This is a genomic window from Pseudomonas chlororaphis subsp. chlororaphis (assembly GCF_003945765.1).
GTDB classification, from domain to species: Bacteria; Pseudomonadota; Gammaproteobacteria; order Pseudomonadales; family Pseudomonadaceae; genus Aquipseudomonas; species Aquipseudomonas chlororaphis.
The window spans coordinates 235645-262127 of the sequence record NZ_CP027712.1 but is presented as its reverse complement, the minus strand read 5'-3'; the positions used below and the strand labels follow the sequence as shown (position 1 = coordinate 262127).

Genomic DNA, 26483 nt, shown 5'->3' with positions numbered 1-26483 from the left:
AAAGCATATGGATCTTCGCCAGTTGCGTTACTTCATCGCCCTCAACGAACACCGCAGTTTTGTCCGCGCGGCCGACGCCATGGGTATCACCCAGCCGGCCTTCAGCCGCAGCATCCAGGGCCTGGAACAGGAGTTCGGCTGCGTGCTGGTGGACCGTGGCAACAAGGATTTGCGTCCCACCCCGGAAGGCCAGGTGGTGTTGCAGCACGCCCTGAGCCTGGTGCAGGGCGCGGCCTTGCTGAGCAGCGAAGTGACGCAGATGACCAAGCTCGACGCCGGCGAGCTGCGCTTCGGTTGCGGCCCGGCGCCGGCGGTGAAACTGGTGCCCGACGCGGTGGCGCAATTCACCGGTATCCACCCCAAGGTGCGCATCTGCCTGGAGGTGGATAACTGGGAAAAACTCAGCCGCAGCCTGAGCCGCGAAGAAATCGAATTCTTTATCGCCGACATCCGCCATTTCGAAGCCGACCCGAACTTCCAGACCCAGCCCCTGACGCCCAAGCGCGGGGTGTTTTTCTGCCGCCCGGGGCACCCGCTGCTGGCCAAGGAAAGCCTGTCGACCAACGACATGTTCGACTACCCGCTGGCCACCACGCTGATCCCGCCGGGAATCCGCAAGCTGCTGGCCAACCTCAGCGGGCGCATCGACTTTTCCCCGACCATCCAGACCGAGCATTTCCCGGCGCTGGTGAAGATCGTGCGCCAGTCCAATGCGATTGGCGTGGGCACCGAAGAGGCCTTCGTCGAGGACATCGAACAGGGTTCCCTGGCGCTGCTGCACTGGCGCAACCTGCCGCAGAACATCGAGAGCATGAACGCCCGCTGCGGCATCGTCAGCCGCACGGGATTTCGCCTGTCGCCGGCGGCCCGCAAGATGATCGAAGTGCTGGTGGCGGTGGATCGGCAGCAGGTCAGCATGGCGGTTTGAGCCAGTAGGAAATCCCCGCCAATCCCCTGTAGCCGCTGCCGAGCCCGCGAGGCTGCGATCGACGACGCAGTCGTCGCAACAAGGCCCACCCGGTTCGTCCAGGCAGACCGCGTTGTCGGGTTTTGCGGCCCCTGCGGGACCGATCGCAGCCTCGCGGGCTCGGCAGCGGCTACGGGACGTGAGTGGATTGCCAGGTGGCCTTATAGACCGGCGGCGGCCAACTGCGGCGCCACCCATTCGCTGACCTTGAACGGCTTGCGGATCAGCCGCTGCTGCGCGGCCAGGTCCACCGCGTCCTGCAATTTACCGAGGAACACCGGGTCCAGGGTCGAGGGGAAGATTTCGCTGAAGCGCTGATCCTTGAGGTCCTGCTGCAGCACCGCCGGCGGGTAGCTGGCCAGCCCCGACACCAGCTCGATATAGGCGTCCTTGTTGCTGTCCTGGGTCAGCCACTGCACCGCCTGCTGCTGAGCCTTGAGCAGCTTCTCCACCACCTCGGGATGGGCGTCGACGAAGGCGCCGCTGCCCACCAGCACCGCCTGCACGCTACCGGCGCCGCCCAGGTCCTTGGTGTTCAGCGGCACCTCGGCCAGGCCCTTGGCCTGCAAGGCGTTCAAGTTGGAACCGCCCCAGGTAGCATCGATCTGCTTCGCCGCCAGCGCCGCGACCGCCGCGCTGAAATCCAGGTTGATGATCTTCAGGTCCTTCTCGCTCAGACCCTGGCTGGCCAGCGCGGCATCCAGCGACAACTGCGTGGCCGTGCCGCGGAACACCGCGACCCGCTTGCCCTTGAGGTCCTGCAAGGTCTTGATCCCCGAGCCCGGCACCACTCCCAGGTACTGCTTGACCCCACGGGCGGTGGCGCTAAGCAGGCGGGTGTCCAGGCCGTTGGACTTGCCGATGATTGCCGCCAGGTCCCCCAGGTAGGCCAGGTCCACCTGACCGTTGGCGAAGGCCTCGTTGATCACTGGGCCGGCGCCCTTGAAGTAGTTCCACTGGATGCTGATGCCCTGGTCGGCGAAGGCCTTTTCGAAGATCTGCTGCTGGCGCAGCACGTCCGTCACCCCGCCGCCGCTGTGCTGGGTGCCGGCGCTGAGGTCCGGCACGGCGATGCGGATCTGCTTGAGTTCATCCGCCTGGGCCAGCAGCGGCAGGTACCCCAGGAGCCCCGCCAGGGCCGGCGCGGCGAACAGACTGAGGACGCGTTTGAAGGGAAGGTTCATAAGGTGTGGCTCCTGGCTGCGACGGGCATTGAGGAGCAGAAGGTAGGCCCAAGGCGTTCAAAGCTTTAAATACTATAAATTCACATTTTAATAACTCGTTCGAATAAACCAGCCAGGACGCGGCTCTGCGCGGCATATGCATGATCAGCATCGAAAATATTCTTCAAATGCATTGGATGCGGCGTGCCTGGAGGCCTTAAATGGCCTCTCTTATCTCCCAATAGCATTGATTTAACTTTTTATATAACCAAAAACAAACTCCAAAAAACAAACTGTAAGAGCGAGCTTGCTCGCAATAAGCCGCAGGCCGGTTTTGGCCCCGATGCCGCTATCGCGAGCAAGCTCGCTCCTACAAAAAGAAGACGGTTGAAATCAGCAAAAAACCCGACAACGGAGGTCATCCATGGCCCGTGTTTCCCTTCTCAGCTTGCCGTTGGCCGCGCCCGCCGATAAGCCGCTGTCCTGGCCGCGCATCCACCGGCGGCTGTTGCCCTGGCTGCTGCCCCTGGGCCTGTTCGCCCTGTGGTGGCTGGCCAGCCGTAATGCCTGGATGAGCGAGCAGATCCTGCCGGCACCGGCATTGGTCTGGAGCAGCGCGCTCGAGCTGGCCGGCGGCGAGCTGTGGAGCCATCTGGCAATCAGCCTGCAACGGCTGGCCTGGGGCCTGCTGGCGGGCATCGGCGCCGGTGCCCTGCTGGGCGCGGCGCTGGGTTCCAGCCGGCGCCTGGAACGCCTGGTGTTCCCCACCTTCGCCGCCCTGTCCCAGGTTCCGACCCTGGCCTGGATTCCGCTGTTCATGGTGTTTTTCGGCATCGGCGAACTGCTCAAGCTGGTGGTGCTGGTCAAGGCCATCGTGGTGCCGGTGACCCTGCATACCCTGGTCGGCGTGCGCGACGCCCAGCCCAGATTGCGCGAAGCCGCCGCCGTGCTGCGCCTGCCGCCGCACCTGCTGATCCGCCGGCTGGTACTGCCCGCCGCCCTGCCCGCCTTCATGGCCGGCGTGCGCCTGGCCCTGGCCGCCGGCTGGACCTCGCTGCTGGCGGTGGAGCTGCTGGCCTCCAGCGAAGGCATCGGCTACCTGATGGTCTGGGCGCGCCAGCTGTTCATGCTGGATATCGTCTTCGTCTGCATCGGGGTGATCGGGGTGATGGGCGTGGCCATGGACCGCGGCATCGGCCTGCTGGACAAGGCCCTGGTGCACTGGCCGCACCCGGCCATCGCGCAGATCCGCCGCGGCCCGCGCTACCAGGGCTGGCAACGCCTGCAGCCGTGGCTGCTACCGCTGTTCCTGCTGGCGCTGTGGCAAGTGGCGAACCAGTTGGAATGGGTCGACGCCAATATCCTGGTGAGCCCGCTGGCGGTGCTGCAAACCACCTGGAACGGCCTGCTCGATGGCAGCCTGTCGGGCGGCCTGGGCCTGAGCCTGCGGCGCACCCTTGGCGGCCTGTTGCTGGGGGGCGGTCTGGGGTTTGCCCTGGGCCTGCTGCTGGGCCTGTCGCCTCTGAGCGAACGTCTTCTGGGGCCGACCCTGGCGGCGCTGCGGCAGATCGCCATTTTCGCCTGGGTGCCGCTGCTCACCGCCTGGTTCGGCCTTGGGGAGCTGGCGAAATGGGTATTTGTCGCGCTGGCCGCGTTCTTCCCGCTGTTTATCGCCACCCAGCGCAGCGTCGCCAACCTGTCGCCGCAACTGACCGAGGCGGCGCAAGTGCTGCGCCTGAACCTCTGGCAACGCCTGCGCCGCCTGGTACTGCCCGGCGCCGCGCCGGGGATTTTCGCCGGGTTGCGCCTGAGCCTGATCTACGCCTGGCTGGGGACCATCGGCGCGGAATATTTCATGCCGTCCAACGGCGGCATCGGCAGCCAGATGATCGGCGCCCAGCAGCTGCTGCGCATGGACCTGATCATGGCCGGCATGCTCCTGGTGGGGCTCACCGGCGCCCTGCTCAACCTTATTGGCCAACAGCTCGAAACCCGCGCCACACGCTGGAGACACGCATGAACGCACTCGTACCTTCCCCCATCGTCAGCTTCAGCCATGTAGGCAAGACCTTCGAGGTCGCCGGCGGCGAGCTGGAAGCGATCCGCGAGTTCAACCTGGAGATCGCCGAGGGCGAATTCGTCGCCATCGTCGGCTCCAGCGGCTGCGGCAAATCCACCCTGCTGCGCCTGCTAATCGGCCTGGACACGCAGTTTCGCGGCGAGATCCGCGTCGACGGCAAGGCCGTCAGCGGCATCGGCGGCGAACGCGGCATCGTGTTCCAGGAACACCGCCTGTTCCCCTGGCTGACGGTCGCGGAAAACATCGGCCTGGGCCTGGTCAACGAAGCCCTGAGCGCCAGCGAACGGCAAACCCGCATCGCCGATTTCATCGAACTGGTGGGCCTCACCGACTTCACCCGCGCCTACCCGCACCAGCTGTCCGGCGGCATGGCCCAGCGGGTGGCCATCGCCCGCGGCCTGGTGGCCAGCCCGCGCATCCTGCTGCTGGACGAACCCTTCGGCGCCCTCGACGCGCTGACCCGCCAGCAGATGCAGGACGAGCTGCTGGCGATCCGCGAGCGGGCCAGGATCACCACGGTGCTGGTCACCCATGACGTCGAGGAGGCGATCTTCCTCGCCGACCGCGTGGTGGTGATGGAGCCGCGCCCGGGCCGAATCAAGCGGGTGGTGGACATCGCCCTGCCCCATCCGCGCCAGCGCAGCAGTTTCGACTTCCACCAGCTGCGCGAAGAACTGCTCCACGAACTGACCCGTGACTATCACTACCAGGTGCCTTTGCCCGCCCAGATCCGTGACCTGCCACTGGCCTTTATTGCTTGCTGATAAGGAGTGAACAGATGCCGCAACGTCCCAACTTTTTGGTGATCCTGGCCGACGACCTGGGCTTTTCCGATCTCGGTGCCTTCGGCGGCGAAATCGCCACGCCGAACCTCGATGCCCTGGCCGAAGGCGGCCTGCGCCTGACCGACTTCCACACCGCGCCGACCTGCTCGCCGACCCGATCCATGCTGCTCACCGGCACCGACCACCATATCGCTGGCATCGGCACCATGGCCGAGGCCCTGACCCCGGAACTGATCGGCAAGCCGGGCTACGAAGGCCACCTCAACGACCGCGTGGTGGCCCTGCCCGAGCTGCTGCGCGACGCCGGCTACCAGACCCTGATGAGCGGCAAATGGCACCTGGGCCTGACCGCCGAGCTGGCGCCTCATGCCCGGGGTTTCGAGCGTTCGTTCTCGCTGCTGCCCGGCGCCGCCAACCACTACGGCTTCGAGCCGACCTACGACGAACACACCCCGGGCCTGCTCAAATCCACCCCGGCGCTGTACATCGAGGACGACCGCTTCATCGAGCAACTGCCCAAGGATTTCTATTCCTCCGACGCCTTCGGCGACAAGCTGTTGCAGTACCTCAAGGAGCGCGACCAGACCCGGCCGTTCTTCGCCTACCTGCCGTTTTCCGCGCCGCACTGGCCGTTGCAGGCGCCCGAGGAGGTGGTCGCCAAGTACCGTGGCCGCTATGACGCCGGCCCCGAGGTGCTGCGTCTGGAGCGCCTGGAAAAGCTCAAGCAACTGGGGCTGATCGAGGCCGATGTGGAGCCGCACCCGCTGCTGGGCCTGAGCGCCGAATGGGCGGCCTTGAGCGAGCAGCAGCGGCAGGTTTCCGCGCGGGCCATGGAGGTCTACGCGGCGATGGTCGAACGCATGGACTGGAACATCGGCCGGGTGGTGGACTACCTGCGCCAGCAGGGCCAGCTGGACAACACCTTTATCCTGTTCATGTCCGACAACGGTGCCGAAGGCGCGCTGCTGGAAGCCTTCCCCAAGTTCGGCCCGCAGCTGTTGACCTACCTCAACCAGCACTACGACAACAGCCTGGACAACATCGGCCGCGCCAACTCCTACGTCTGGTACGGCCCGGCCTGGGCCCAGGTCGCCACCGCGCCGTCACGCCTGTTCAAGGCCTTCACCACCGAAGGCGGGATCCGCGTGCCGGCGCTGGTGCATTACCCGCAGTTGGCGCTCAAGGGGCGGATCAGCCATGGCTTCGGCACGGTGATGGACATCACCCCGACCATTCTCGACCTGGCCGGCGTGCGTCATCCCGGCAAACGCTGGCGCGGCAAGGAGGTGGCGCCATTGCGCGGCAAGTCGTGGCTGGGTTTCCTGTCCGGCGAGACCGCGCAGGTGCATGACGAACACACGGTCACCGGCTGGGAACTGTTCGGCCGCCGGGCGATTCGCCAGGGCCACTGGAAAGCGGTGTACATCCCCGTCCCGGTGGGCCCGGCGACCTGGCAGCTGTACGACCTGAGCCAGGACCCGGGGGAGATCCACGACCTGGCCCAAAGCGAGCCGGGCAAGCTCGACGCGCTGATCGGCCATTGGCAGCAGTATGTGGACGAAACCGGGGTGATCCTCAGCGCCTCGCCGTTCCAGCCGGATTGACCCCGTAGCCGCTGCCGCAGGCTGCGATGGTCCGGGCCACGCTGGTCGTAGGACCTCCTAGGGCCTTGAGATCGCTGCGGCCGTTCCGGCCGATCGCAGCCTGCGGCAGCGGCTACAGGGGGAAGATGCCGAAGGTTGTAGCGTCAGGAAAATCGTTATCGCGGGCAAGCCTCGCTCCTACAGACGCCCTGTACTTGTAGGAGCGAGGCTTGCCCGCGATTGGCCCTCAAATGCGATACATCACGCCCCGACACCCCGCACCGCCTGCGCCGCCACCTGTTCCTTGCGGATAAAGCGGTTGGCCCGGCCGAAGGTGCCGAAATCGTTGAAGCGCACGCCCATCTCGGCCATTACCTTGTGCGCCACCGGCGCGGTCAGCTGGCGGATGTAGAAGGGTTCCTTGACCACGAAATGGTGGATGCCGTGGGTGCTGCCGAAATTGCAGCAGAACGCCTGCAACGGCCACAGCCACCAGGGGTTGAGCACCTGGGTCTGCTGGATCACGTTGCCCGCTTCGATGTCGCCGTAGTAGTGCATGTTCGAGCTGACAAAATGCAGGCAGAAGGTGCGCAGCACGTTGGGGCCGACGATCACCACCACGGCGATATCGAGCACCTGCATCACCGCCAGGGTGCTGGCCGACCAGTCGATCGGCGCACCCAGCAGCGCGGCGACGCCATTGGCGGCGTGGAAGCCTAAGAACACATACCAGGCCCCCCAATGCAGCAACGCCAGCGGTGCGTACACCTTCAGGGTGCGCTTGAGGATATTGAGCTTGTGCGCCCAGGTCCTGGCCCGCAGGGTGCGGATCAATGACGACATGACATTGTCGCCAACCATCAGCAGGCGGGCGATACCCCAGGGCTCGCCGTTGGTGATGGCGCGCTCCTCCATGTCGGCCTCGGTGCCGGACACCTTGTGGTGATTGAGGTGCAGATGGCGGCGGATCCACGGGTTGATGGTGCTCGGCCGCGCTAGCCAGACCAGCGCCAGCATCAGGTTGTGGGGGACGCGCTGCTTGCGGAAATACATGCTGTGGATCAGGTCGTGCTCCAGCTCGTGGGTCAAGGAGGCGAAAAACGCGTTGAGCAGCAGGCAGGCCCACCAGGCCAGGTACCCGCCGATATAGAGCGCCGCCGTGCCGATCATCCCGGCCAGGGCCAAGGCCAGGATGCCTGCGCCCAGCGCGTCCTGATGCTTGAGCAGCGGGTAGCGCTCGCGCAACTCGACGCCCCTGGCCAGCACCACCTCGCGAATACGCGCCGATCGTTGCTGTGCATTCAGCCGGTCGGGACTTGCAGAAGTACCGTACATGCTTCCATCCTCTGGTTATTGATGTTCGCATCCTGCCCTGCGCCCACGCGCCGGGCGCTAGCCGCGGACGCCAACCTGTTGACCGGACGCGCCAACCGCCATGACCGAACCCACTTCCCTCGCCAGCTGGACCCGCGCCCTGCGCAAGCAGCTCGATGCCCTGGGCCTCGACAGCACCGCCTTGTGCCACCAGGCCGGCCTCGACCCGCAACTGATGGACGATCCCAACGCGCGTTACCCGCTGTCGGCCACCACCCGCCTGTGGCAGCTGGCGGTGCAGGCCAGCGGCGACCCGGCCATAGGTTTGCGGGTCTCGCGCTTCGTCAGCCCGACCACCTTCCATGCCCTGGGTTATGCGCTGGTGGCCAGCGGCAGCCTGCGGGAAGTGTTCGAGCGCATCGTGCGTTATCACCAGGTGGTCAGCGATGCCCTGGAGCTGGAGCTGACCCGCACCGAGGACCGCTATCGCTTTCGCCTGAAGGTGCCCGAGGGCAATCCGGAGCCGGCGGTCGAGGCCATCGACGCCTTTGTCGCGATCTACGTGCGCACCTGCCGCAACCGCCTGGGCCGCGACTACGCGCCGCTGGCGGTGTACCTGCGGCGCCCCGAGCCGGCGGACTCCAGGCAATGGCACACGGTGTTTCGCGCGCCGGTGTTTTTCGGCGCCGACGAGGATCGCCTGGAGTTCGGCCTGCACGATTTCGACAGCCACCTGGACGACGCCAACCCGGAACTGGCCGAACACAACGAGGCGGTGCTCAAGCGTACCCTGATGCAACTGCAACCCTTGACCTGGGAGCGCAAGGTGCGCGGGGTGATCGAGGCCCAGCTGCCGGAGGGCGAACCTTCGGCCGAACGGGTGGCCCAGGCCCTGCACCTGAGCCTGCGCAGCCTGCAACGCCACCTGGCGGACGAGGGTTGTCGCTTCGACACCCTGCTCAACGAATGCCGGGAGAACCTGGCCCTGCTGCACCTGCGCGACCCGCAGTGCTCCCTGAGCGAGATCAGCTACCTGCTGGGGTTCGCCGACGCCAGCAGCTTCAGCCGCGCGTTCAAACGCTGGACCGGGATGACCCCGGGGCAGTTTCGCGATGGGTTGCGTTAGCCGTGGATTAGCGGTGGCAGGGCCGGCCTCATCGCGATCTGCAGGTCAAACTCCGGCCAATACCCGCAACCGCGCTTCGTCGAGGATCTCGATCTCGCCGTAACCCAGCTTGAGAATGCCTTGGCCCTGCAAGTCCTTGAGGATCTGGTTGGTGGTCTGGCGCGACAGCGACAGCAGCAGCGCCAGTTGCTCCTGGGGCAGGTGCAGGACCCGGCGCGGGGTGTCCGTTTCGCCGTAGCCGCGAGCGATCATCAACAGGCGGTTGGCCACCCGCGCCGGGGCCGGCATCAGGCTCAGCTGTTCGAGGTTGATAAAGGTCAGGCGCAGCTTGTGGCTCATCAGCAGCGCCAGCTGCCGCCAGTATTGCGGGTGTTCGTCCAGCAGTTCGAGCAGCGCCGCCTGGGGCACATTGAGCAGGCTGCACGGGCCCACGGCATAGGCGTCATGGGTGCGCGGCTGGCCGTCGAACAGGCTGATCTCGCCGAACCAGTGCGGCGCCTCCACCAGGCTCAGCAGCGCCTCCTTGCCCTCCTCGCTGACCGCGCCGATGCGCACCGTGCCTTCCAGTACCGCGTACAGGCCGCAGGGCGGATCGCCGCGCTGGAACAGCCGTTGGCCCGGCGCCAGCGAGCGCAGACGGGCATTGGCCAGCAGACTATTCTGTAATTGAACGGGCAAGCGGCTGAACCACTGGCCACTCATCAGGCGCTCACGCCAGACCTGCATCTTCATCGATAGCGTTATCCAAACGGGCAGCGAGCCGATTGTCGCCTAGCCGACAGAACCGGCGACCGGCGCAGGGCATGATTCGATCACCCTACAGGAGGAACAACAATGAAAAGCCTCGTCGACCATCTCAGTCAATACGCCGCCTACCACCGTGATCCGCGCAACATCGCCAGCCACTTTATCGGCATTCCGCTGATTGTGCTGGCCGTCGCGGTACTGCTGTCGCGCCCCGCCTGGCCGGTCGCCGGGCTGTGGCTGTCGCCGGCGCTGCTGCTGGCGCTGGCGTCCTGCGGGTTCTACCTGCGCCTGGAACTGCGCCTGGGCCTGCTGATGACGCTGCTGATGGGGCTGTCGGTGTGGGCCGGCCATGGGCTGGCGCAGCAAAGCACCCTGGTCTGGCTGGCCAGCGGGGTGGGCATGTTCGTGATCGGCTGGGTGATCCAGTTCGTCGGCCATTACTACGAAGGGCGCAAGCCGGCCTTTGTCGATGACGTCTCGGGGCTGATCGTCGGGCCGTTGTTCGTGGTGGCGGAGCTGGCGTTTCTGCTGGGGCTGCGCCAGGCGCTCAAGCATGAGGTCGAGGCGCGGGCGGGAGGGGTGCGGGTCAATCCGAAGCGTGCGCCGATTTAGATCGCAATCGCGGGCAAGCCTCGCTCCTGTTTCTTCTGTAGGAGCGAGGCTTGCCCGCGATGCCTTTGCCTTTTAGATATTGGCGACCTTCTGCCAGACCTTGGGCTTGAAGAACAGCGTCTCGCCCTTGGCCAGCCCGACCAGGCTGTCATGGTCCTTCACCACTTCGGCCTCGATCAGTTCGCTCTGCCCTTCGACCTTCAAGGTCACCCGGGTGGTGGCGCCCAGCGGACGGATATCGCGCACTTCGGCGGCGTGGTGATCGGCCAGTTCGGAGCGTGACAGCGACACTTCGTGCGGGCGGAACAGCACATGGTGATCCTCGCCCAGGTGCAGGCGGTTGGAGTCGCCGAGGAAGTGGTAGACGAAGTCGCTGGCCGGGTTCTCGTACACCTCGCCCGGCGAGCCGATCTGCTCGATCACGCCCTTGTTCATCACCACGATACGGTCCGCCACTTCCATGGCTTCTTCCTGGTCGTGGGTGACGAATACCGAGGTCAGGTTGATGTCTTCGTGCAGCCGCGCCAACCAGCGCCGCAGCTCCTTGCGCACCTTGGCATCCAGGGCGCCGAAGGGTTCGTCCAGCAGCAGCACTTTCGGCTCCACCGCCAGGGCGCGGGCCAGGGCGATCCGCTGGCGCTGGCCACCGGACAGCTGCTCCGGGTAGCGGTCGGCGAGCCAGTCCAGCTGCACCATGTTCAACAGCTCATGGACCTTCTCGGCGATCTTGCTTTCGCTCGGGCGCTGGTTTTTCGGCTTCATGCGCAGGCCGAAGGCGACGTTGTCGAACACGCTCATATGGCGGAACAGCGCGTAGTGCTGGAACACGAAACCGACGTTGCGATCGCGCACGTCGTGGCCGGAGACGTCCTCGCCGTGGAACACGATGCTGCCGGCGTCCGGGGTTTCCAGGCCGGCGATGATCCGCAGCAGGGTGGTCTTGCCGCAGCCGGACGGGCCCAGCAGCGCCACCAGCTCGCCGCTCTGGATGTCCAGGTTGATGCTGTTCAGGGCCTTGAAGGCGTTGAAGTTCTTGCTGACGTTACGGACTTCGATCGACATGATTCATTCCTCCGCGGCGCTGGCGCGCAGGCGGTTGATTCGGTTTTCGCTCCACTGCTTGAGCAGCAGGATGAAGAGCGCCAGGATCAGCAACAGGCTCGCGACGGCGAACGCGGCGACGTGGTTGTATTCGTTGTAGAGGATCTCGACGTGCAGCGGCAGGGTGTTGGTCACCCCGCGAATGTGCCCGGAAACCACCGACACCGCGCCGAACTCGCCCATGGCCCGCGCGGTGCAGAGCACCACGCCGTAGATCAGGCCCCACTTGATGTTCGGCACGGTCACATGCCAGAACATCTGCCAGCCGTTGGCCCCCAGCAGCCGCGCGGCTTCCTCTTCCTGGGTGCCCTGCTCCTGCATCAGCGGGATCAGCTCACGGGCGACGAAGGGCACGGTGACGAAGATGGTCGCCAGGACGATGCCCGGCAGGGCGAACACGATCTGGATATCGTGATCCTGCAGCCACGGCCCGAACAGGCCCTGGGCGCCGAACATCAGCACATAGACCAGGCCGGCGATCACCGGCGAGACCGAGAACGGCAAATCGATCAGGGTCACCAGGATGCTCTTGCCGCGGAAGGTGTATTTACTCACGCACCAGGCGGCGCTGACGCCGAACACCAGATTCAGCGGCACCGAGATCAGCACGGCGATCACCGTCAGCTTCAGGGCCGACAGCGCGTCCGGCTCGAAGATCGCGGCGAAGAACGCGCCGAGGCCGAGCTTGAGCCCCTGGGACACCACGATAAACAGCGGCAGCAGCAGGAACAGGGCGAAGATCAGCCAGCCAAGGCCGATCAGGATGCGCCGCGAGGTGGCGCTGCCACGACGGGCAGCGTTGACGGAAGAGGCCGCAATAGACGATTGGGACATGGTTCGCGCCTCCTTAAGGTCGTTCGATGCGCCGCTGCAACAGGTTGATCAGCAGCAACAGGACAAAGGAAACCACCAGCATCAACACGCCGATGGAGGTCGCGCCGGTGTAATCGTACTGGTCGAGCTTGACCATGATCAGCAGCGGCAGGATTTCGGTTTTCATCGGCATGTTGCCGGCGATGAAGATCACCGAGCCGTACTCGCCGACACCCCGGGCAAAGGCCAGGGCAAAACCGGTCAGCCAGGCCGGCAGCAGCGCCGGTACCAGGATGTGGCGGAACACCTGCCAGGGCTTGGCGCCGAGACAGGCGGCGGCTTCTTCGACCTCACGGGGAATGTCGGCCAGCACCGGCTGCACGGTGCGCACCACGAACGGCAGGGTGACGAAGGTCAGCGCCAGGGTGATACCCAGGGGGGTGTAGGCGATCTTGAAACCCAGGTCGGTGGCGAACTGGCCGACCAGGCCGGTCGGCGCGTACAGCGCGGTCAGCGCGATACCGGCCACGGCAGTGGGCAGGGCGAACGGCAGGTCGATCATCGCATCGATGATCTTGCGTCCGGGAAAGCTGTAGCGCACCAGCACCCAGGCCAGCAGCGTGCCGATCACGCCATTGATGATCGCCGCGTACAGCGCCGTGCCGAAGCTCAGTTTGAGCGCGGCGAGGACCCGCGGCGCCGAGACAATGGCCCAGAACTGATCCCAGGTGAGTTGGGCGGCATGCACGAACATCGCCGCCAGGGGTATGAGCACAATCAGGCTGAGGTACACCAAGGTGTAGCCCAGCGTCAGCCCGAAGCCGGGTATGACGGGGGAGATACGACGCGACATAAAAGTCCTTGGTTGACACGCAAAGCCCGGAAACGAATCCGGGCCTATTGCTCTGGCGGTTCGGCGAGCCCTGGATGTCTTGCCGCCCGGGGCTCGCCACTGAAGATTACTGCGCCTGGTAGATCTGGTCGAACACCCCGCCATCGTTGAAGAATTTCGGTTGGGCAGTTTTCCAGCCGCCGAAGTCCTTGTCGATGGTCACCAGGTCCAGTTTGGGGAACTGCTGAGCGTATTTGGCCGCGACGTCCTTGTCCCGCGGGCGATAGAAGTTCTTCGCCGCGATCTCCTGGCCAGCCGGGCTGTACAGGTGCTTGAGGTAGGCCTCGGCGATCTCGGTGTTGCCCTTTTTCTCGGCGTTCTTGTCCACCACCGCCACGGGCGGCTCGGCGAGGATCGACAGCGAAGGCACCACGATGTCGAACTTGTCGGCGCCGCCGTCTTCCTTCAATGCCAGGAAGGCTTCGTTTTCCCAGGCCAGCAACACGTCGCCCTGACCGTTGTTGACGAAGGTGATGGTCGAGCCGCGGGCGCCGGTATCCAGCACCGGTACGTGCTTGAACAGCTCCTTCACGTATTCCTGGGCACGGGCTTCGCTGCCACCGGCTTTCAGGCCATAGGCCCAGGCGGCGAGGAAGTTCCAGCGGGCGCCGCCGGAGGTTTTCGGGTTCGGCGTGATCACCGACACATCTTTCTTGATCAGGTCGCCCCAGTCCTTGATGCCCTTGGGGTTGCCCTTGCGCACCAGGAACACGATGGTCGAGGTGTAGGGCGTGCTCGCATCCGGCAGGCGTGTTTGCCAGTCGGCCGGCAGGGTCTTGCCGAGCTTGGCGATTTCATCGATGTCGCCGGCCAGGGCCAGGGTCACCACGTCGGCGCGCAGGCCGTCGATCACCGCGCGGCCCTGCTTGCCCGAGCCACCGTGGGATTGCTGGATCTTGACGTTGTCGCCCGGGTGTTCCTTTTTCCAGAAGCTTGTGAATTCGCTGTTGTAGTCCTGGTACAGCTCGCGGGTCGGGTCGTACGACACGTTGAGCAACTCGTAATCCTTGGCAACGGCGGAACCGGCAAAAACGGCGCTGGCGAGGGCGGCCAGGGCATAACGGCGAATCGACGACATGATGGAGCTCCCGAAATTTTTTAATGTGCTGGCATTTTTCTTATGGCGAATCAGGCCCGCATTCGTGGGCGAACGCTGGGGTTCAGATTGGGGGTCATGAATGACGCCCTCCGGTTGTCCAGTCGGGCCTCTCGTGGCGAGAGGTGGTGCGGCGTTCAGCTTGGTTTGTTGCCAGGGTGTTGCAGGCGGAACTTTTCCTTGCGTTCGATCTGCACGACCTGGGCGTTGTGCACGGTGATTTCCACCGCGCCGAAACGCAGGTCGCGCAATGCGCTTTGAATCTCGCGCAAGATGGTTTGTTCGTCCTGGCCGTCAACGCTACGAAGAGATGCGCTCATGGTGTTGCTCCTGAATGAGATGTGCCTGGCAGTGGCGGCACTGCTTGCGGCGTGAGGGCAATAGTAGATAGGCGCAGATATTCTTAAAAATACTATTTAAGAATGTTTATATAACCAGAAGAAATTATTTGAATTGACGCGGGGTTGCGTCTCTTCAGGCGGCAGGAAACCTTGTAGCCGCTGCCGCAGGCTGCGATAGGACCGCAGGTCCTCCTACGTCCTCACGCGCCACGGCCGTCCCGGCCGATCGCAGCCTGCGGCAGCGGCTACATTGGGTGGAATCGATGCAAGCCTGGCAATCAGTGGATCTGCGGCGCCCGGTTCCATTGCAGTTGCGCCGCCGGCACCGGGCGGCCGAACCAGTAGCCCTGGCCCAGGTCGCAGCCCTGGTCGAGGAGGAAGCGCGCCTGTTCCACCTGTTCGATGCCTTCGGCGTGCACCTGCATGCCCATGCTCTGGGCCAGGGCGATGATCACCCGGGAGATCGCCGCGTCGTCTTCGTCCCCCGGCAGGCCGGCGACAAAACCCTGGTCGATCTTCAGCTTCTGCACCGGCAGGCGCTTGAGCCGCAGCAGCGAGGAATAACCGGTGCCGAAGTCGTCGATGGCCAGGCGCAGCCCCAGTTCGCGCAGGCGGTGCATCTGCTCCAGGGCGACTTCCGGGTCTTCCATCACCGCGCTTTCGGTGACTTCCAGCTCCAGGTAGGCCGGGTCCAGGCCAGTGTCGTGCAGCACCTGGGCCACCTGCTGGTACAGCTCGCGGCGGGCGAACAGGCGGCTGGAGACATTCACCGCGACGAACGACAACGCCATGCCCTCCGCCTGCCATTGGCACATCTGCCGGCAGGCCTGCTGCATGACCCAGGCATCGATCTCGGCGATCAGCCCGGCGCGCTCGGCAATCGGAATGAACTCCCCAGGCGGAACCAGGCCACGCTGCGGATGCTCCCAGCGCACCAGCGCCTCGACCCCGACCAGGCGGCTGCTGGCAAGGTCGTGCACCGGCTGGTAGAACACCCGCAGCTCCTGCTGCTCCAGGGCGCGGCGCAATTCGAAGGCAATTTCCACCCGTTGCTGGGCGTGGGCCGTCAGTTCCTCGGTGTACAGCGCGTAACTGTCGCGCCCGGCGCTCTTGGCCTTGAACAGCGCCGTATCGGCATTGCGCAACAGTTGCTCGGCGCTCAGGGCATCGCTGGGAAACAGGCTGATGCCGATGCTGGCATTGATGAACAGCTGGTTCTCGTCCATCAGGAAAGGCTGCTTCACCCCGTCGATGATGCGCTGCGCCAGCACCGCGGCCTGCCCCGGCTGCGCGCAGCTCTCGACCAGCACCGCGAACTCGTCGCCGCCCAGCCGCGCCAGGGTGATGCCCGGGCCGAACATGCCTTGCAGGCGCTGGGCCACGGCCTTGAGCAGGCGGTCGCCGATATTGTGTCCGAGGCTGTCGTTGATCATCTTGAAGTGATCCAGGTCGACCATCAGCAGCGCACAGCCGCGTTTGTGGATCTGCGCCGACGCCAGGGCCTGCTCGGCGCGGTCGGTGAACAGCAGGCGATTGGGCAAGTCGGTCAGCGGATCGTGGTGCGCCAGGTGGGCCAGTTCGTGCTCGGAATCCTTGATCGCGCTGATGTCGGAAAACACCGCGACATAGTGGCTGAGCTGGCCGTCGTCATCGCGGATGGCGCGGATGGTCTGCCACTGCGGGTAGATCTCGCCGCACTTGCGCCGGTTCCAGATCTCGCCGCTCCACTCGCCCGTGGCGTTCAGCGAATCGAACATGGCCTGGTAGAAATCCGCCGTGTGATGCCCGGACTTGAACAGGCTCGGCTGGCGGCCCAGCACCTCGTCGCGCTGATAGCCGGTGATCTCGATGAACGCACGGTTCACGTGGACGATCTGGCCCCGGCGGTCGCTGACCAGCACCCCTTCGCGGGTGCAATCGAACACGGCGGCCGCCTGGCGCAGACGCTCGCGGTCCTCGCGCTGGTGATGCAGCCAGGAGTCGGCACCCAGCAAACGCAGCAGGCGGCCCCGCGCGATGAAGATCAGGACCGCGCTGACCAGGGCCCAGAGATACCCGTTGATCAGTTGCCAGCGCGCCAGATCGTTCGACTCATCGAAGAAACTGCTCAATAAATGACCACTGAGCTGCAACCACACCACAGACAACAAGAGATAGAGCAAGGCTGCGCGCAAAGCGTCGCGGGAAGAAACCGACATAAGGTCGTCAATGTCCTTACGGAAAGCTTGGGATTATAGAGGAAGAAACATCTCGCCACTCTTATCTGAAAGGGCGACTGGTTTTCTCTGTGGGCTCGGTGATAATGCGACTGCTGTTTTTTCTTTATCGAGGGCCCTACAGCCTATGTGGTACGAAGGTTTTCTTGGCTTGTCGGCCTGGCAACTGGTGGCAGTCACCCTGTTAATGACTCACGTGACCATCGTTGGCGTCACGGTTTACCTGCATCGCTATTCAGCCCACCGCTCCCTGGAGCTCAATGCCGGCCTGAAACATTTCTTCCGCTTCTGGCTGTGGCTGACCACGGCGCAGAACACCCGCGAGTGGACCGCCATCCACCGCAAGCACCACGCCAAATGCGAGACCGAGGATGACCCCCACAGCCCGGTGATCAAGGGCCTGTCCACGGTGCTGCGCAAAGGCGCCGAGCTGTACCGCGAAGAGGCGAAAAACCCGGAAACCCTGCGCATCTACGGCAAGAACTGCCCGGACGACTGGATCGAGCGCAACCTCTACTCGCGCTACAAGCTGGGCGGCGTGGCGCTGATGGCGGTGATCGACCTGCTGCTGTTCGGCACCATCGGCATCACCATCTGGGCGATCCAGATGATGTGGATCCCAGTCTGGGCCGCCGGGGTGATCAACGGCCTGGGCCATGCGGTCGGCTATCGCAACTTCGAATGCCGCGACGCGGCCACCAACCTGGTGCCCTGGGGCATCCTGGTCGGCGGCGAAGAGCTGCACAACAACCATCACACCTACCCCAACTCGGCCAAGCTGTCGGTGAAGAAGTGGGAGTTCGACCTGGGCTGGGCCTGGATCAAGGTGTTCAGCTTCCTGCGCCTGGCCAAGGTGCAGCGGGTCGCGCCGATCGCCCACCGGGTCGAAGGCAAGGGCCACCTGGACATGGACACGGCGATGGCGATCCTCAACAACCGTTTCCAGATCATGGCCCAGTACCGCAAGCTGGTGATCGCGCCGCTGGTCAAGCAGGAGCTGGACAAGGTCGATCACTCGGTGCGCCACCAGTTCCATCGCGCCAAGCGCCTGCTGTCGCGGGAGACCAGCCTGCTGGAAGAGCGCCACCATGCGCGTATCCAGAACATGCTGGAGCACAGCCAGGCCCTGAAAGTGATCTACGAAAAGCGCCTGGCGCTGCAGCAGATCTGGGCCAAGACCAGCTCCAACGGCCACGACATGCTGGCGGCGATCAAGGACTGGGTCCACGAAGCCGAGGCCAGCGGGATCCAATCGCTGCGCGACTTCGCCAGCCAGTTGAAAACCTACTCGCTGCGTCCCGCCAGCCTCTGACGCTGGCCCGTTCACCTGCCATGGCGAGCCCGGCTGCCGTGGCGGGTGGGCTTCGCTGCCCTCCCCGCCCCATGAACTCCAGCCCGTCCTCCGCGCCACCGTGACCGCCCAGCGGGTGCCAGCTCCCAGACCGCGGCAAACGGGAACTTCGTCGCCAATCCCCTATCTCAAGCAACACTTCGCCATCCAGGCGGGCTTTCCGTGGCCGCTTCGTTTCCCGAGCGGCGAGCGCTTTGAGATCGGTGCCGATGGTCAACAAGAACCCACAACTCCCATCCGCTTTTCCCCAGTGGCCCGAGGCCGCGCAAACCCTGATGGCGCTGATGCATGCCCAGGGCGAGGTCGCCCGGCTGACAGAACGAGAACAGCTGTTCAGCTCGTTGCTGGTCAGCGTCAATGCCGTGCTCTGGGCCTTCGACTGGGAAGCCCGCCAAGTGCTGTATGTCAGCCCGGCGTATGAACGCATCTTCGGCCGCTCCGCCGGCCTGCTGCTGGCCGACGCCAACGAATGGCGCGACAGCGTCTACCCCGACGACCTCGAATACGCCGAGCGGACCCTGGCCCAGGTGCTGGAAAAAGGCGCGGTGGAAGACCGCGAATACCGCATCATCGATGCCCAGGGCCAGGTCCGCTGGCTCAGCGACAAGTGCTTCATCAATCGCAATGCCGCCCCCGGGGACCGGGTGATCATCGTCGGCCTGGCCGAGGACATCACCGAGAAAAAGCACCTGGAAACCGAGCTGCAACGCCTGGCCACCACCGACGTGCTGACCCAGAGCAGCAACCGCCGGCACTTCTTCGAATGTGCCAACCGCGAATTCGAGCAGGCGCGCCAGCAAGGCACGCCGCTGGCCTTCCTGCTGCTGGATATCGATGACTTCAAGGTGGTCAACGACACCTACGGCCACCCCGAGGGCGATAACGTCCTGCAACGTATCGCCGAGACCGGCCGCGCGACCCTGCGCCGTGGCGACCTGTTCGGGCGTATCGGTGGCGAGGAGTTCGCCGCCCTATTCCCCGGTTGCGCCCCGGACATGGCGCGCCAGGTTGCTGAACGCCTGCAGCGGGAAATCCAGCGCCTGACCTTCAGCCATGGCGAGGAGCAGTTCAGCATCACCGTCAGCCAGGGCCTGACCAGCCTCACCGCCGACGACGAAAACCTCGACAGCCTCTTCGCCCGCGCCGACGCGGCGATGTACGAAGCCAAGCGCCAAGGCAAGAACCGGATCGTTTCGGGGTAGGTCGCAACTGCAACCCACCGTAGCCGCTGCCGAGCCCCGCGAGGCTGCGATCGATGGCGTAGCCATCGCCAAGCAGGCTCCGCGTTACATCAGGTACACCGCGTGCGCTAGTTTTGCGGCGGCTGCGCCGCCGATCGCAGCCTCGCAGGCTCGGCAGCGGCTACGAGGTACGGGGGGTTCATGAATTGGCCAAACGCAATAAGAGCTGCGAAAAGAGGTACTGCGAAAGCTCAGCACCTCAGCCGGCTGCGCACCTGTAGCCGCTGCCGAGCAACGCGAGGCTGCGAACGATGGCGCAGCCATCGCAAAGCAGGCTCCGCGTTGCATCAGGCACACCGCGTGGGCTGGTTTTGCGGCGGCTGCGCCGCCGAACACAGCCTCGCGGGCTCGGCAGCGGCTACAGGATTGCGCGGCGTCCTCACGCTTCTCGCGTATCGGTTTTACGCAGGCGAACCAGCTCCGGCAGGCCGATCTTGAGCAGGCGCGCGGTCTTGCTGTCGGCCAGCTCTTCGAGGCCCTCGGAGGGCCGCAGGCGGGCGAGCTGGGCGGAGAGGTTCATCACCAGGGCCTCGCGGGAATAAACCCCGCCACCGAGCTGGTAGGCCGAGGCAATCAGCTCGCGCAGCTCCAGCGGCAGGCGCCAGCGGGTGCGCAAGGCCGAACCATAGGCCGCGCCGAACTGTGCCAGGGCATCGCCGATCTCTTCCATATCGTCCAGCGCGCCACCGGCCTGCTTCCACTCTTGCAGGCAACGCAGCAGCGCCAGGTCCCCCAGGCGATGCAGCATGCCGGCGCAATAGCAGCGCTCCTGGTCCAGGTCCAGCAAGCGGGCCAGGGTCCGGCCGTATTCCGCGGTGTGCAGCGACAGTTCCCAGTAACGCTCGGCGTAATCGCCCAGGGCCGGGTCGCTCAGGCGCGCGCTGCGCTTGAGCGCCAGGCCGAGAATCAAGTTCATGCTCTGCCCGGTACCCAGCCGGTGGAGGGCCTGGGCCAGGGTCTGCACCGCGTTGCCATGGTGCTGGGCGGCGCTATTGGCCGCGGCGATCAGCACCGCGTTGATCTGCGGGTCGGTGCGTACCTCTTCTTCCAGCAGCTTGAGGTCGAGACCGTCGGGGTTGAGGCTGCGCTTCACCGCCAGTTGCACATCGGCGAGCAACGGCGCGCCGTCGGCCAGCTCGCGGCGGCGCTCGAGAAAGGTCCACAGGGTCATGCCCGGCGCCAGGGTCGGCACCTCGCACGACACTTCCTGGCCGGGGTCCAGCAGCAGGTCCTGCAGGCGCTGGGTCAGGCCTTCCATGTTCAGCGGCTTGGTCAGGTAGGCCGTCGGCGCCAGCGGCAGGGCTTCGCGCACGCTGGCGCTGTCGTTGCGGCTGCTCATGAGGATGAACGGCAGCACCGGGTTGCGCTTGCGCTGGCGCACGCTGCGCAGCAGGCCCAGGCCGTCGATGCCGGGCAACTCCCAGTCGGCAATCACCAGGTCATAGGGGTTTTCGGCCAGCAGTTGCAGGGCTTCCTGACCGTCGGCGCACACGTCCAGCCGCGCGTCGCAACGTACATTCAACAACACCTGCTTGAGCAAATCGCGCGACCAAGGGTCCGCCTCGGCAATCAACACTCGCGGTACAGCGGGTAAATCCACAGCAGTCATGCAGCACGCTCCCTGGGCAATCCCTTGCACCTTAGTCAATGCCGAGGCTTGCATACAACGCAAATGCACTGCGCAGCCTCGATCGGCACAAAAAAACCCGCCGAGGCGGGTCTTTTTGTCGATCGGGTCACAGGCGGGATCAGAGCTCGGAGAAGCACTCTTCGATGATCGCCAGGCCCTTGTCCAGCTGCTCGTCCGGCGAGGTCAGCGGAACCAGCACGCGCAGGACGTTGCCGTAGGTGCCGCAGGACAGCAGGATCAGGCCCTTGTCGCGCGCCTTGGCAACAACCTGTGCCACGGCGGCCGCGTTCGGCTTGTGGCTGTCGCCGTTCTCGAACAGCTCGACCGCGATCATCGCGCCCAGGGCACGCACGTCGCCGATTACCGGGTACTTGGCCTGGATGGCCTTGAGGCCGGTCACCAGACGCTCGCCGACCGCCTTGCAACGGTCCAGCAGGTGCTCTTCCTCGAACACTTCCATCACGGCCAGGGCCGCGGCGCAGGCGATCGGGCTACCGGCGTAGGTGCCGCCCAGGCCGCCTGGCGCGATGGCGTCCATGTATTCGGCCTTGCCGCAGACACCGGCCAGCGGGAAGCCGCCAGCGATGGACTTGGCGAAGGTGGTCAGGTCGGCGGCAACGCCCATCTGCTCCATGGCGAAGAAGGTGCCGGTACGGCCAGCGCCGGTCTGCACTTCGTCGGCGATCAGCAGGATGCCGTGCTGGTCGCACAGGGCGCGCAGACGCTTCATGAACTCTTTAGGCGCGACGTAGAAACCGCCTTCGCCCTGCACCGGCTCGATGATGATCGCGGCGATGTCACGTGGCTCGGCATCGTTCTTGAAGATGCGCTCAATGCTGGCGATCGAATCGTCGATGCTCACACCGTGCAGCTCGTTCGGGTACAGCGCGCGGAAGATGCCGCCTGGCATCAGGCCCATGCCGGCCGAGTAAGGCACGACCTTGCCGGTCAGGCCCAGGGTCATCATGGTGCGACCGTGGTAGGCGCCGGTGAAGGCGATCACGCCGGCGCGGCCAGTGGCGGCACGGGCGATCTTCACCGAGTTTTCCACGGCTTCGGAACCGGTGGTCACCAGCAGGGTTTTCTTGGCGAAATCGCCCGGCACCTTGGCGTTCACTTTTTCGCACAGTTCCACGTAAGGCTCGTAGGCCAGGACCTGGAAGCAGGTGTGGGTCAGCTTGTTCAGCTGCTCGGTCACCGCGGCGACGACTTTCGGGTGCAGGTGGCCGGTGTTGAGTACGGCGATACCGCCGGCGAAGTCGATGAACTCGCGACCTTCAACGTCGGTTACCGTGGCGTTCTTCGCGGAGTCGGCGAAGATCGGGTGAATCTGGCCAACACCGCGCGGTACGGCGGCTTCACGGCGTTTCATCAGGGATGCGTTGGTCTTGCTCATAGTGTCCTCATTCGCCGCTCATCGGTCGGCGTGGTTCAAGGATGACGTGGCGGGGAGGCAACCGCGGCAGCATGCGATGATCGACTGCCCCGGCTATCCCGGCCACTACTGAAATATCGTTTACAGCACGCCAGGGGACAGCGCTCTCGTGCCCCTGGCGTTTAAAACCATGCCTTGGCGCGGGTATCAGATGCCCAGGCAGAGGTATTTGATTTCCAGGTAATCCTCGATACCGTACTTGGAACCTTCACGGCCCAGGCCCGAGGCCTTGATACCGCCGAACGGCGCGACTTCGTTGGAGATCAACCCGGTGTTGACGCCGACCATGCCGTATTCCAGGGCTTCGGCCACACGGAACACACGGCCCAGGTCGCGAGCGTAGAAGTACGAGGCCAGGCCGAACTCGGTGTCGTTGGACATCGCGATCACTTCGGCTTCGTCCTTGAAACGGAACAACGGCGCCAGCGGACCGAAGGTTTCTTCCTTGGCCACGGCCGCGTCTTTCGACACGTTGACCAGGATGGTCGGCTCGAAGAAGTTGCCTTCCATCGGCTTGCCGCCGGCCAGCAGGGTCGCGCCTTTGCCCAGGGCGTCGGCGATGTGTTCCTGGACCTTGGCCACGGCTTTTTCGTCGATCAGAGGACCTGTGGTGGTGCCGTCTTCCAGGCCGTTGCCGATTTTCAGCTTGGCCACCGCGGCCTTGAGCTTCTCGGCGAAGGCGTCATAGACCGAATCCTGGATGTACAGGCGGTTGGCGCAGACACAGGTCTGACCGTTGTTGCGGTACTTGGAGATGATCGCGCCTTCGACGGCCTTATCCAGGTCCGCGTCGTCGAACACGATGAACGGAGCGTTACCGCCCAGCTCCAGGGAAACCTTCTTGATGTCCTTGGCGCATTCGGCCATCAGCTGGCGACCGATTTCGGTCGAGCCGGTGAAGGACAGCTTGCGCACGATCGGGTTGCTGGTCAGCTCACCGCCGATGTCGCCGGCGCTGCCGGTGACCACGCTCAGCACGCCTTTCGGAATGCCCGCGCGGTGCGCCAGCTCGACCAGGGCCAGGGCCGAGAACGGGGTCTGCGAGGCCGGCTTGATCACCATGGTGCAACCAGCGGCCAGGGCCGGGCCGGCTTTACGGGTGATCATCGCCGCCGGGAAGTTCCACGGGGTGATGGCCGCGGTCACGCCGATCGGCTGCTTGATCACGATCAGGCGCTTGTCCGGCTGGTGGCCGGGAATCACGTCGCCGTAGATGCGCTTGGCTTCTTCGGCGAACCATTCGATGAAGGAGGCGGCGTAGGCGATTTCGCCCTTGGCTTCGGCCAGTGGCTTGCCCTGCTCCAGAGTCATCAGGCGACCGAGGTCGTCCTGGTTTTCGATCAGCAGCTCATACCAGCGACGCAGCTTGGTCGCCCGCTCCTTGGCGGTCAGCGCGCGCCAGGCCGGCAGGGCCTTGTCGGCGGCTTCGATGGCACGACGGGTTTCGGCAGCGCCCATCTTCGGCACGGTGCCGAGGATTTCGCCCGTGGCCGGGTTGTTCACTTTGATGGTCTGGCCGTTATCCGCGTCGACCCAAGCCCCATCGATGAAGGCTTGCTGGCGGAACAACTGGGCGTCTTTAAGCTGCATGTCGGTTTCCTTAACAGCACCGCGCGGGGCGGAGCGAATTGTGATTGTTGAAAGGCGCCTTGACAGGCTGCCGTCAGGAAAAACTGTTACCGGGCTCAAGCACAGAAATAGCGCCTGTCAGAATAGACGGGCGGATCGGCTCTTTGACAAGAGCGTTTGAAATCTCAAACGAATCCTAGGGTCAACCAGGGGACAGGGCAATAGGCTGTTCGAAAAAAAGAACGAAAACGCCGCTTTGGCAGAATCTTTCGGATCAACGACACCGTCCCTGCGATTGGGAGCAGACGCGCCTACAGGGGGTTGGGCGTACCAAACGCAAAAAACCCCGCAGCCGGAAGGCTGCGGGGTTGTTCCAGGGCCAGGCCTTAGGTGAACGACTTGAGGATCGTCAGCAGGCTGGCGAGGTTGTCGCCGACACCGCCCTGGGCCATTTTCTCGGTGGCCGCCGCGCCTGCGGTGGTGTTGACGCTGTAGATCTGCATCACGCCCTGGTTGGTCGCCGCCTGGGCCAGGGTGTTTTGCTGTTGCTGGGCCGAGACCGAGTTCTGGAACAGGATCGCTACGGATTGCCCCAGGGATTGGTAGATGGTGCCCATCGACATGGCCGGCGCTTCGGCCACGACCTTGACGTTGGTCTGGGTCACGGCGTCGGTGATTTGCGGACTGACTGTACTCATAGGTGAAACTCCTTATTTCAAGAAAGAACAACTTCCGTTAGCGCTCGCCCGATCAAGGGTTGAACGATTTGAGGACTGTCAGCAGGCTGGTCAGGTTGTCGGCCACGCCGCCCTGGGCGACTTTTTCGGTCGCCGCCGCGCCGGCGGTGGTATCGACGCTGTAGATCTGCATCACGCCCTGGTTGGTGGCGGCCTGGGCCAGGGTATTTTGCTGCTGCTGGGCGGAAACAGCGTTCTGGAACAGAATCGCCGTCGCCTGGCCCATGGACTGGTAGATGGTGCTCATCGCCATCGCTGGGGATTCGGCCACCACTTTGACGTTGGTCTGGGTGACCGCGTCGGTAATTTGCTCGTTGACTAATGGCATGGTTCAACTTCCTTTGTTTAGTACACGGCGGGTTCCGTGTTAACCAATGAACGTGGCAAAACACAGGCTGTGAACGAGCAAATGCTCAAGGGTCCTCCGGCGCGTCGCCTGCCTGGTCGATACGGGAAAGCACCGCCTCGACCTGCTGCACCAGCCCCAGCATCCGCGCTTGCACGGCTTCCTCGACGGTCTGGCGGATCAGCTGGTTCTGCGCGCTGCTGAGCATCCGCACAGGCTCCTCCGGCGCATCGATAACCGTCGCCTGTTGCTTGGCCGCCAGCCATTGGCGGATCACCGCTTCGCGCTGCTGGGGACTGCCCAGCAGGCTGCTTTCGCTGACCCTGGCCTGCTCCATCAAGTCGCGGGTGCGTTGTCTCTCGTTTTCGATCAGGTGCTGGGTCTGGTTGAGCACCCGATCCATGACACCCGTGCGCGGCTCGCTGCGCATCCAGGCTTCGAGAATCTGCTTTTCGCCCGCGGACAGGCTCAGGTTGAGCGCATCGGCCAATTGATAAAGACTCGCTAGCGAGTCGGAATTTTCCTGGGGCATCTCGGCCTCCTCCTTGCTCATTAAAGAACGTGCTGCTGCCCAGTCCCGGTGGGGCTCCGGGACCGGGTGCTCATGACGCCAGGACGGCGTGAATCAGGACGGCGGCGCGCCGCGATTGGCCAGGGTGTTGCTGTACTTGGCGATGCTCTCGTCGATCTTGTCGATGGCAACACCCGCCGCTGTCGCCTCCAGGGCGCCGGCCGCTGCGGCAACGGCAGCGGCCGCCCCCACCAGCAGGTCGGTGGCCAGGGCGCCCAAGGCGTCCTCGGCGGCTTTTTCGGGATGGTTTTCGACGATGTTTTTCGTCATCTGCTCGAGCAATACCGCCTGGGCCGCCAGCGCCAGCTTGCTGACCCCGTCGAAATAGCCCGCTGCCGATTGCGCGACCAAGCCGGCGGCCTGGCTGATCATCATGTCCGGGGCAATGGCGATCTGCGCCGGGGCATAGCTGAAGGTCTGCGCGTTGGTGAACTGCACCGCCTCGACGATCTGGCTGTTCAGCGCATCGGTGCTGCCGGTCGGCGGCGCCGCGACCTGGACCATCATGTAGTCGTTCATGCGGTCCATCACCGTGCGCGGCGACTTGCTGGGAGTACTCGGTGGCGGGGAGTCGCCCGCTGGGGTGGGATCGGCAACCTGGGGCCCCGCAGCCGTAGGCTCGGCGGCTTCGGGATTGCTCGGCCTGGGATTGCGCGGTTCGGTATCGCTTGGCTTGGGATCGACCGCCTCGGGGTCGGTCGCCGACGTGGCGTCAGTCTCCGGCTCGACGGCGGCAGCGGGTTTTTTCTTGAACCAGAACATGAGGC

24 protein-coding genes are annotated in these 26483 nt (G+C 64.6%); 8 read left to right on the top strand and 16 right to left on the bottom strand.

The features are described 5' to 3' along the window. Positions 1-7: 7 nt before the first annotated feature. Positions 8-928: a LysR family transcriptional regulator gene (locus C4K27_RS01130; RefSeq protein WP_009041640.1), complete on the top strand. Its 921-nt coding sequence runs from the start codon at positions 8-10 to the stop codon at positions 926-928. 200 nt (positions 929-1128) lie between these two features. Here the strand turns inward: C4K27_RS01130 and C4K27_RS01125 are convergent, their stop codons facing one another. Next, entirely contained in the window at positions 1129-2151 is a 1023-nt protein-coding gene (locus C4K27_RS01125) for an ABC transporter substrate-binding protein (RefSeq protein WP_053259222.1), read from the bottom strand. 403 nt (positions 2152-2554) lie between these two features. On the opposite strand from C4K27_RS01125, the gene C4K27_RS01120 reads away from it, so the two are divergent. From C4K27_RS01120 to C4K27_RS01110, 3 genes are read left to right on the top strand one after another with little or no spacing between them, the layout of a single operon-like run. After that, positions 2555-4150 carry an ABC transporter permease gene (locus tag C4K27_RS01120; RefSeq protein WP_053259221.1) on the top strand — a complete coding sequence of 532 codons (1596 nt, stop codon included), beginning with the start codon at positions 2555-2557 and terminating at the stop codon, positions 4148-4150. After that, positions 4147-4974: an ABC transporter ATP-binding protein gene (locus C4K27_RS01115; protein WP_053259220.1), complete on the top strand. Its 828-nt coding sequence runs from the start codon at positions 4147-4149 to the stop codon at positions 4972-4974. Before C4K27_RS01120 ends, C4K27_RS01115 begins: the two co-directional genes overlap by 4 nt. A gap of 14 nt (positions 4975-4988) precedes the next feature. Continuing rightward, complete coding sequence (locus C4K27_RS01110; protein WP_053259219.1) at positions 4989-6599, top strand: arylsulfatase; 1611 nt, start codon at positions 4989-4991, stop codon at positions 6597-6599. A 240-nt stretch (positions 6600-6839) separates the two neighbouring features. On the opposite strand, the gene C4K27_RS01105 is transcribed toward C4K27_RS01110, so the two are convergent. Continuing rightward, positions 6840-7913, bottom strand: coding sequence for a fatty acid desaturase (locus tag C4K27_RS01105; protein ID WP_053259218.1), 1074 nt, complete (start codon positions 7911-7913; stop codon positions 6840-6842). A gap of 100 nt (positions 7914-8013) precedes the next feature. Here C4K27_RS01105 and C4K27_RS01100 point away from each other — a divergent pair, with 100 nt between their 5' ends. Then, a complete protein-coding gene (locus C4K27_RS01100) occupies positions 8014-9018 on the top strand; it encodes an AraC family transcriptional regulator (protein ID WP_053259217.1) in 1005 nt (334 codons plus the stop codon). A gap of 45 nt (positions 9019-9063) precedes the next feature. On the opposite strand, the gene C4K27_RS01095 is transcribed toward C4K27_RS01100, so the two are convergent. Then, positions 9064-9750: a Crp/Fnr family transcriptional regulator gene (locus tag C4K27_RS01095; protein WP_053259216.1), complete on the bottom strand. Its 687-nt coding sequence runs from the start codon at positions 9748-9750 to the stop codon at positions 9064-9066. A 102-nt stretch (positions 9751-9852) separates the two neighbouring features. Here C4K27_RS01095 and C4K27_RS01090 point away from each other — a divergent pair, with 102 nt between their 5' ends. Then, the gene (locus tag C4K27_RS01090) at positions 9853-10377 is read left to right on the top strand and encodes an Mpo1 family 2-hydroxy fatty acid dioxygenase (protein ID WP_053259215.1); all 525 of its coding nucleotides are present in this window, start codon (positions 9853-9855) and stop codon (positions 10375-10377) included. Between the two features lie 72 nt (positions 10378-10449). Here the strand turns inward: C4K27_RS01090 and C4K27_RS01085 are convergent, their stop codons facing one another. The 6 genes from C4K27_RS01085 to dibA all read right to left on the bottom strand — a co-directional run bounded on the left by C4K27_RS01085 (position 10450) and on the right by dibA (position 16818). Next, entirely contained in the window at positions 10450-11439 is a 990-nt protein-coding gene (locus C4K27_RS01085) for a sulfate/molybdate ABC transporter ATP-binding protein (RefSeq protein WP_007921524.1), read from the bottom strand. 3 nt (positions 11440-11442) lie between these two features. Then, the gene (gene cysW, locus C4K27_RS01080) at positions 11443-12312 is read right to left on the bottom strand and encodes a sulfate ABC transporter permease subunit CysW (RefSeq protein WP_053259214.1); all 870 of its coding nucleotides are present in this window, start codon (positions 12310-12312) and stop codon (positions 11443-11445) included. Positions 12313-12325: 13 nt separating this feature from the next. After that, positions 12326-13144 carry a sulfate ABC transporter permease subunit CysT gene (cysT, locus tag C4K27_RS01075; protein ID WP_007921521.1) on the bottom strand — a complete coding sequence of 273 codons (819 nt, stop codon included), beginning with the start codon at positions 13142-13144 and terminating at the stop codon, positions 12326-12328. A gap of 106 nt (positions 13145-13250) precedes the next feature. Further along, a complete protein-coding gene (locus C4K27_RS01070; protein WP_007921518.1) occupies positions 13251-14261 on the bottom strand; it encodes a sulfate ABC transporter substrate-binding protein in 1011 nt (336 codons plus the stop codon). A 155-nt stretch (positions 14262-14416) separates the two neighbouring features. Continuing rightward, a complete protein-coding gene (gene oscA, locus C4K27_RS01065) occupies positions 14417-14599 on the bottom strand; it encodes a sulfur starvation response protein OscA (RefSeq protein WP_007921516.1) in 183 nt (60 codons plus the stop codon). Positions 14600-14898: 299 nt separating this feature from the next. After that, positions 14899-16818 carry a phosphodiesterase DibA gene (gene dibA / locus C4K27_RS01060; RefSeq protein ID WP_053259213.1) on the bottom strand — a complete coding sequence of 640 codons (1920 nt, stop codon included), beginning with the start codon at positions 16816-16818 and terminating at the stop codon, positions 14899-14901. 145 nt (positions 16819-16963) lie between these two features. On the opposite strand from dibA, the gene desA reads away from it, so the two are divergent. Both desA and C4K27_RS01050 read left to right on the top strand, forming a co-directional pair. After that, entirely contained in the window at positions 16964-18148 is a 1185-nt protein-coding gene (desA, locus tag C4K27_RS01055; RefSeq protein ID WP_007921512.1) for a delta-9 fatty acid desaturase DesA, read from the top strand. A 248-nt stretch (positions 18149-18396) separates the two neighbouring features. Further along, complete coding sequence (locus tag C4K27_RS01050; protein WP_053259212.1) at positions 18397-19389, top strand: GGDEF domain-containing protein; 993 nt, start codon at positions 18397-18399, stop codon at positions 19387-19389. A gap of 418 nt (positions 19390-19807) precedes the next feature. Here the strand turns inward: C4K27_RS01050 and C4K27_RS01045 are convergent, their stop codons facing one another. The 7 genes from C4K27_RS01045 to C4K27_RS01015 all read right to left on the bottom strand — a co-directional run bounded on the left by C4K27_RS01045 (position 19808) and on the right by C4K27_RS01015 (position 26478). After that, positions 19808-21037, bottom strand: coding sequence for an HDOD domain-containing protein (locus C4K27_RS01045; RefSeq protein ID WP_053259211.1), 1230 nt, complete (start codon positions 21035-21037; stop codon positions 19808-19810). A gap of 139 nt (positions 21038-21176) precedes the next feature. Next, the gene (gene gabT, locus C4K27_RS01040; RefSeq protein ID WP_009041624.1) at positions 21177-22454 is read right to left on the bottom strand and encodes a 4-aminobutyrate--2-oxoglutarate transaminase; all 1278 of its coding nucleotides are present in this window, start codon (positions 22452-22454) and stop codon (positions 21177-21179) included. A gap of 186 nt (positions 22455-22640) precedes the next feature. Next, positions 22641-24083 carry an NADP-dependent succinate-semialdehyde dehydrogenase gene (gene gabD / locus C4K27_RS01035; protein ID WP_007930336.1) on the bottom strand — a complete coding sequence of 481 codons (1443 nt, stop codon included), beginning with the start codon at positions 24081-24083 and terminating at the stop codon, positions 22641-22643. Positions 24084-24448: 365 nt separating this feature from the next. Next, positions 24449-24760, bottom strand: a complete 312-nt coding sequence (locus tag C4K27_RS01030; RefSeq protein ID WP_025808521.1) for a RebB family R body protein — start codon at positions 24758-24760, stop codon at positions 24449-24451. Between the two features lie 52 nt (positions 24761-24812). Beyond that, positions 24813-25127 carry a RebB family R body protein gene (locus C4K27_RS01025; protein ID WP_009041621.1) on the bottom strand — a complete coding sequence of 105 codons (315 nt, stop codon included), beginning with the start codon at positions 25125-25127 and terminating at the stop codon, positions 24813-24815. An 85-nt stretch (positions 25128-25212) separates the two neighbouring features. Then, positions 25213-25677, bottom strand: coding sequence for a hypothetical protein (locus C4K27_RS01020; RefSeq protein WP_053259536.1), 465 nt, complete (start codon positions 25675-25677; stop codon positions 25213-25215). 93 nt (positions 25678-25770) lie between these two features. Continuing rightward, complete coding sequence (locus tag C4K27_RS01015) at positions 25771-26478, bottom strand: hypothetical protein (protein WP_053259210.1); 708 nt, start codon at positions 26476-26478, stop codon at positions 25771-25773. Between the last annotated feature and the right edge of the window lie 5 nt (positions 26479-26483).

Bases quoted from the DNA above. Each gene is read 5' to 3' on its own strand.
- C4K27_RS01130 (WP_009041640.1), top strand. From the start codon at position 8: ATGGATCTTCGCCAGTTGCGTTACTTCATCGCCCTCAACGAACACCGC.
- C4K27_RS01125 (WP_053259222.1), bottom strand. From the start codon at position 2,151: ATGAACCTTCCCTTCAAACGCGTCCTCAGTCTGTTCGCCGCGCCGGCC.
- C4K27_RS01120 (WP_053259221.1), top strand. From the start codon at position 2,555: ATGGCCCGTGTTTCCCTTCTCAGCTTGCCGTTGGCCGCGCCCGCCGAT.
- C4K27_RS01115 (WP_053259220.1), top strand. From the start codon at position 4,147: ATGAACGCACTCGTACCTTCCCCCATCGTCAGCTTCAGCCATGTAGGC.
- C4K27_RS01110 (WP_053259219.1), top strand. From the start codon at position 4,989: ATGCCGCAACGTCCCAACTTTTTGGTGATCCTGGCCGACGACCTGGGC.
- C4K27_RS01105 (WP_053259218.1), bottom strand. From the start codon at position 7,913: ATGTACGGTACTTCTGCAAGTCCCGACCGGCTGAATGCACAGCAACGA.
- C4K27_RS01100 (WP_053259217.1), top strand. From the start codon at position 8,014: ATGACCGAACCCACTTCCCTCGCCAGCTGGACCCGCGCCCTGCGCAAG.
- C4K27_RS01095 (WP_053259216.1), bottom strand. From the start codon at position 9,750: ATGAAGATGCAGGTCTGGCGTGAGCGCCTGATGAGTGGCCAGTGGTTC.
- C4K27_RS01090 (WP_053259215.1), top strand. From the start codon at position 9,853: ATGAAAAGCCTCGTCGACCATCTCAGTCAATACGCCGCCTACCACCGT.
- C4K27_RS01085 (WP_007921524.1), bottom strand. From the start codon at position 11,439: ATGTCGATCGAAGTCCGTAACGTCAGCAAGAACTTCAACGCCTTCAAG.
- cysW (WP_053259214.1), bottom strand. From the start codon at position 12,312: ATGTCCCAATCGTCTATTGCGGCCTCTTCCGTCAACGCTGCCCGTCGT.
- cysT (WP_007921521.1), bottom strand. From the start codon at position 13,144: ATGTCGCGTCGTATCTCCCCCGTCATACCCGGCTTCGGGCTGACGCTG.
- C4K27_RS01070 (WP_007921518.1), bottom strand. From the start codon at position 14,261: ATGTCGTCGATTCGCCGTTATGCCCTGGCCGCCCTCGCCAGCGCCGTT.
- oscA (WP_007921516.1), bottom strand. From the start codon at position 14,599: ATGAGCGCATCTCTTCGTAGCGTTGACGGCCAGGACGAACAAACCATC.
- dibA (WP_053259213.1), bottom strand. From the start codon at position 16,818: ATGTCGGTTTCTTCCCGCGACGCTTTGCGCGCAGCCTTGCTCTATCTC.
- desA (WP_007921512.1), top strand. From the start codon at position 16,964: ATGTGGTACGAAGGTTTTCTTGGCTTGTCGGCCTGGCAACTGGTGGCA.
- C4K27_RS01050 (WP_053259212.1), top strand. From the start codon at position 18,397: ATGGTCAACAAGAACCCACAACTCCCATCCGCTTTTCCCCAGTGGCCC.
- C4K27_RS01045 (WP_053259211.1), bottom strand. From the start codon at position 21,037: ATGACTGCTGTGGATTTACCCGCTGTACCGCGAGTGTTGATTGCCGAG.
- gabT (WP_009041624.1), bottom strand. From the start codon at position 22,454: ATGAGCAAGACCAACGCATCCCTGATGAAACGCCGTGAAGCCGCCGTA.
- gabD (WP_007930336.1), bottom strand. From the start codon at position 24,083: ATGCAGCTTAAAGACGCCCAGTTGTTCCGCCAGCAAGCCTTCATCGAT.
- C4K27_RS01030 (WP_025808521.1), bottom strand. From the start codon at position 24,760: ATGAGTACAGTCAGTCCGCAAATCACCGACGCCGTGACCCAGACCAAC.
- C4K27_RS01025 (WP_009041621.1), bottom strand. From the start codon at position 25,127: ATGCCATTAGTCAACGAGCAAATTACCGACGCGGTCACCCAGACCAAC.
- C4K27_RS01020 (WP_053259536.1), bottom strand. From the start codon at position 25,677: ATGCCCCAGGAAAATTCCGACTCGCTAGCGAGTCTTTATCAATTGGCC.
- C4K27_RS01015 (WP_053259210.1), bottom strand. From the start codon at position 26,478: ATGTTCTGGTTCAAGAAAAAACCCGCTGCCGCCGTCGAGCCGGAGACT.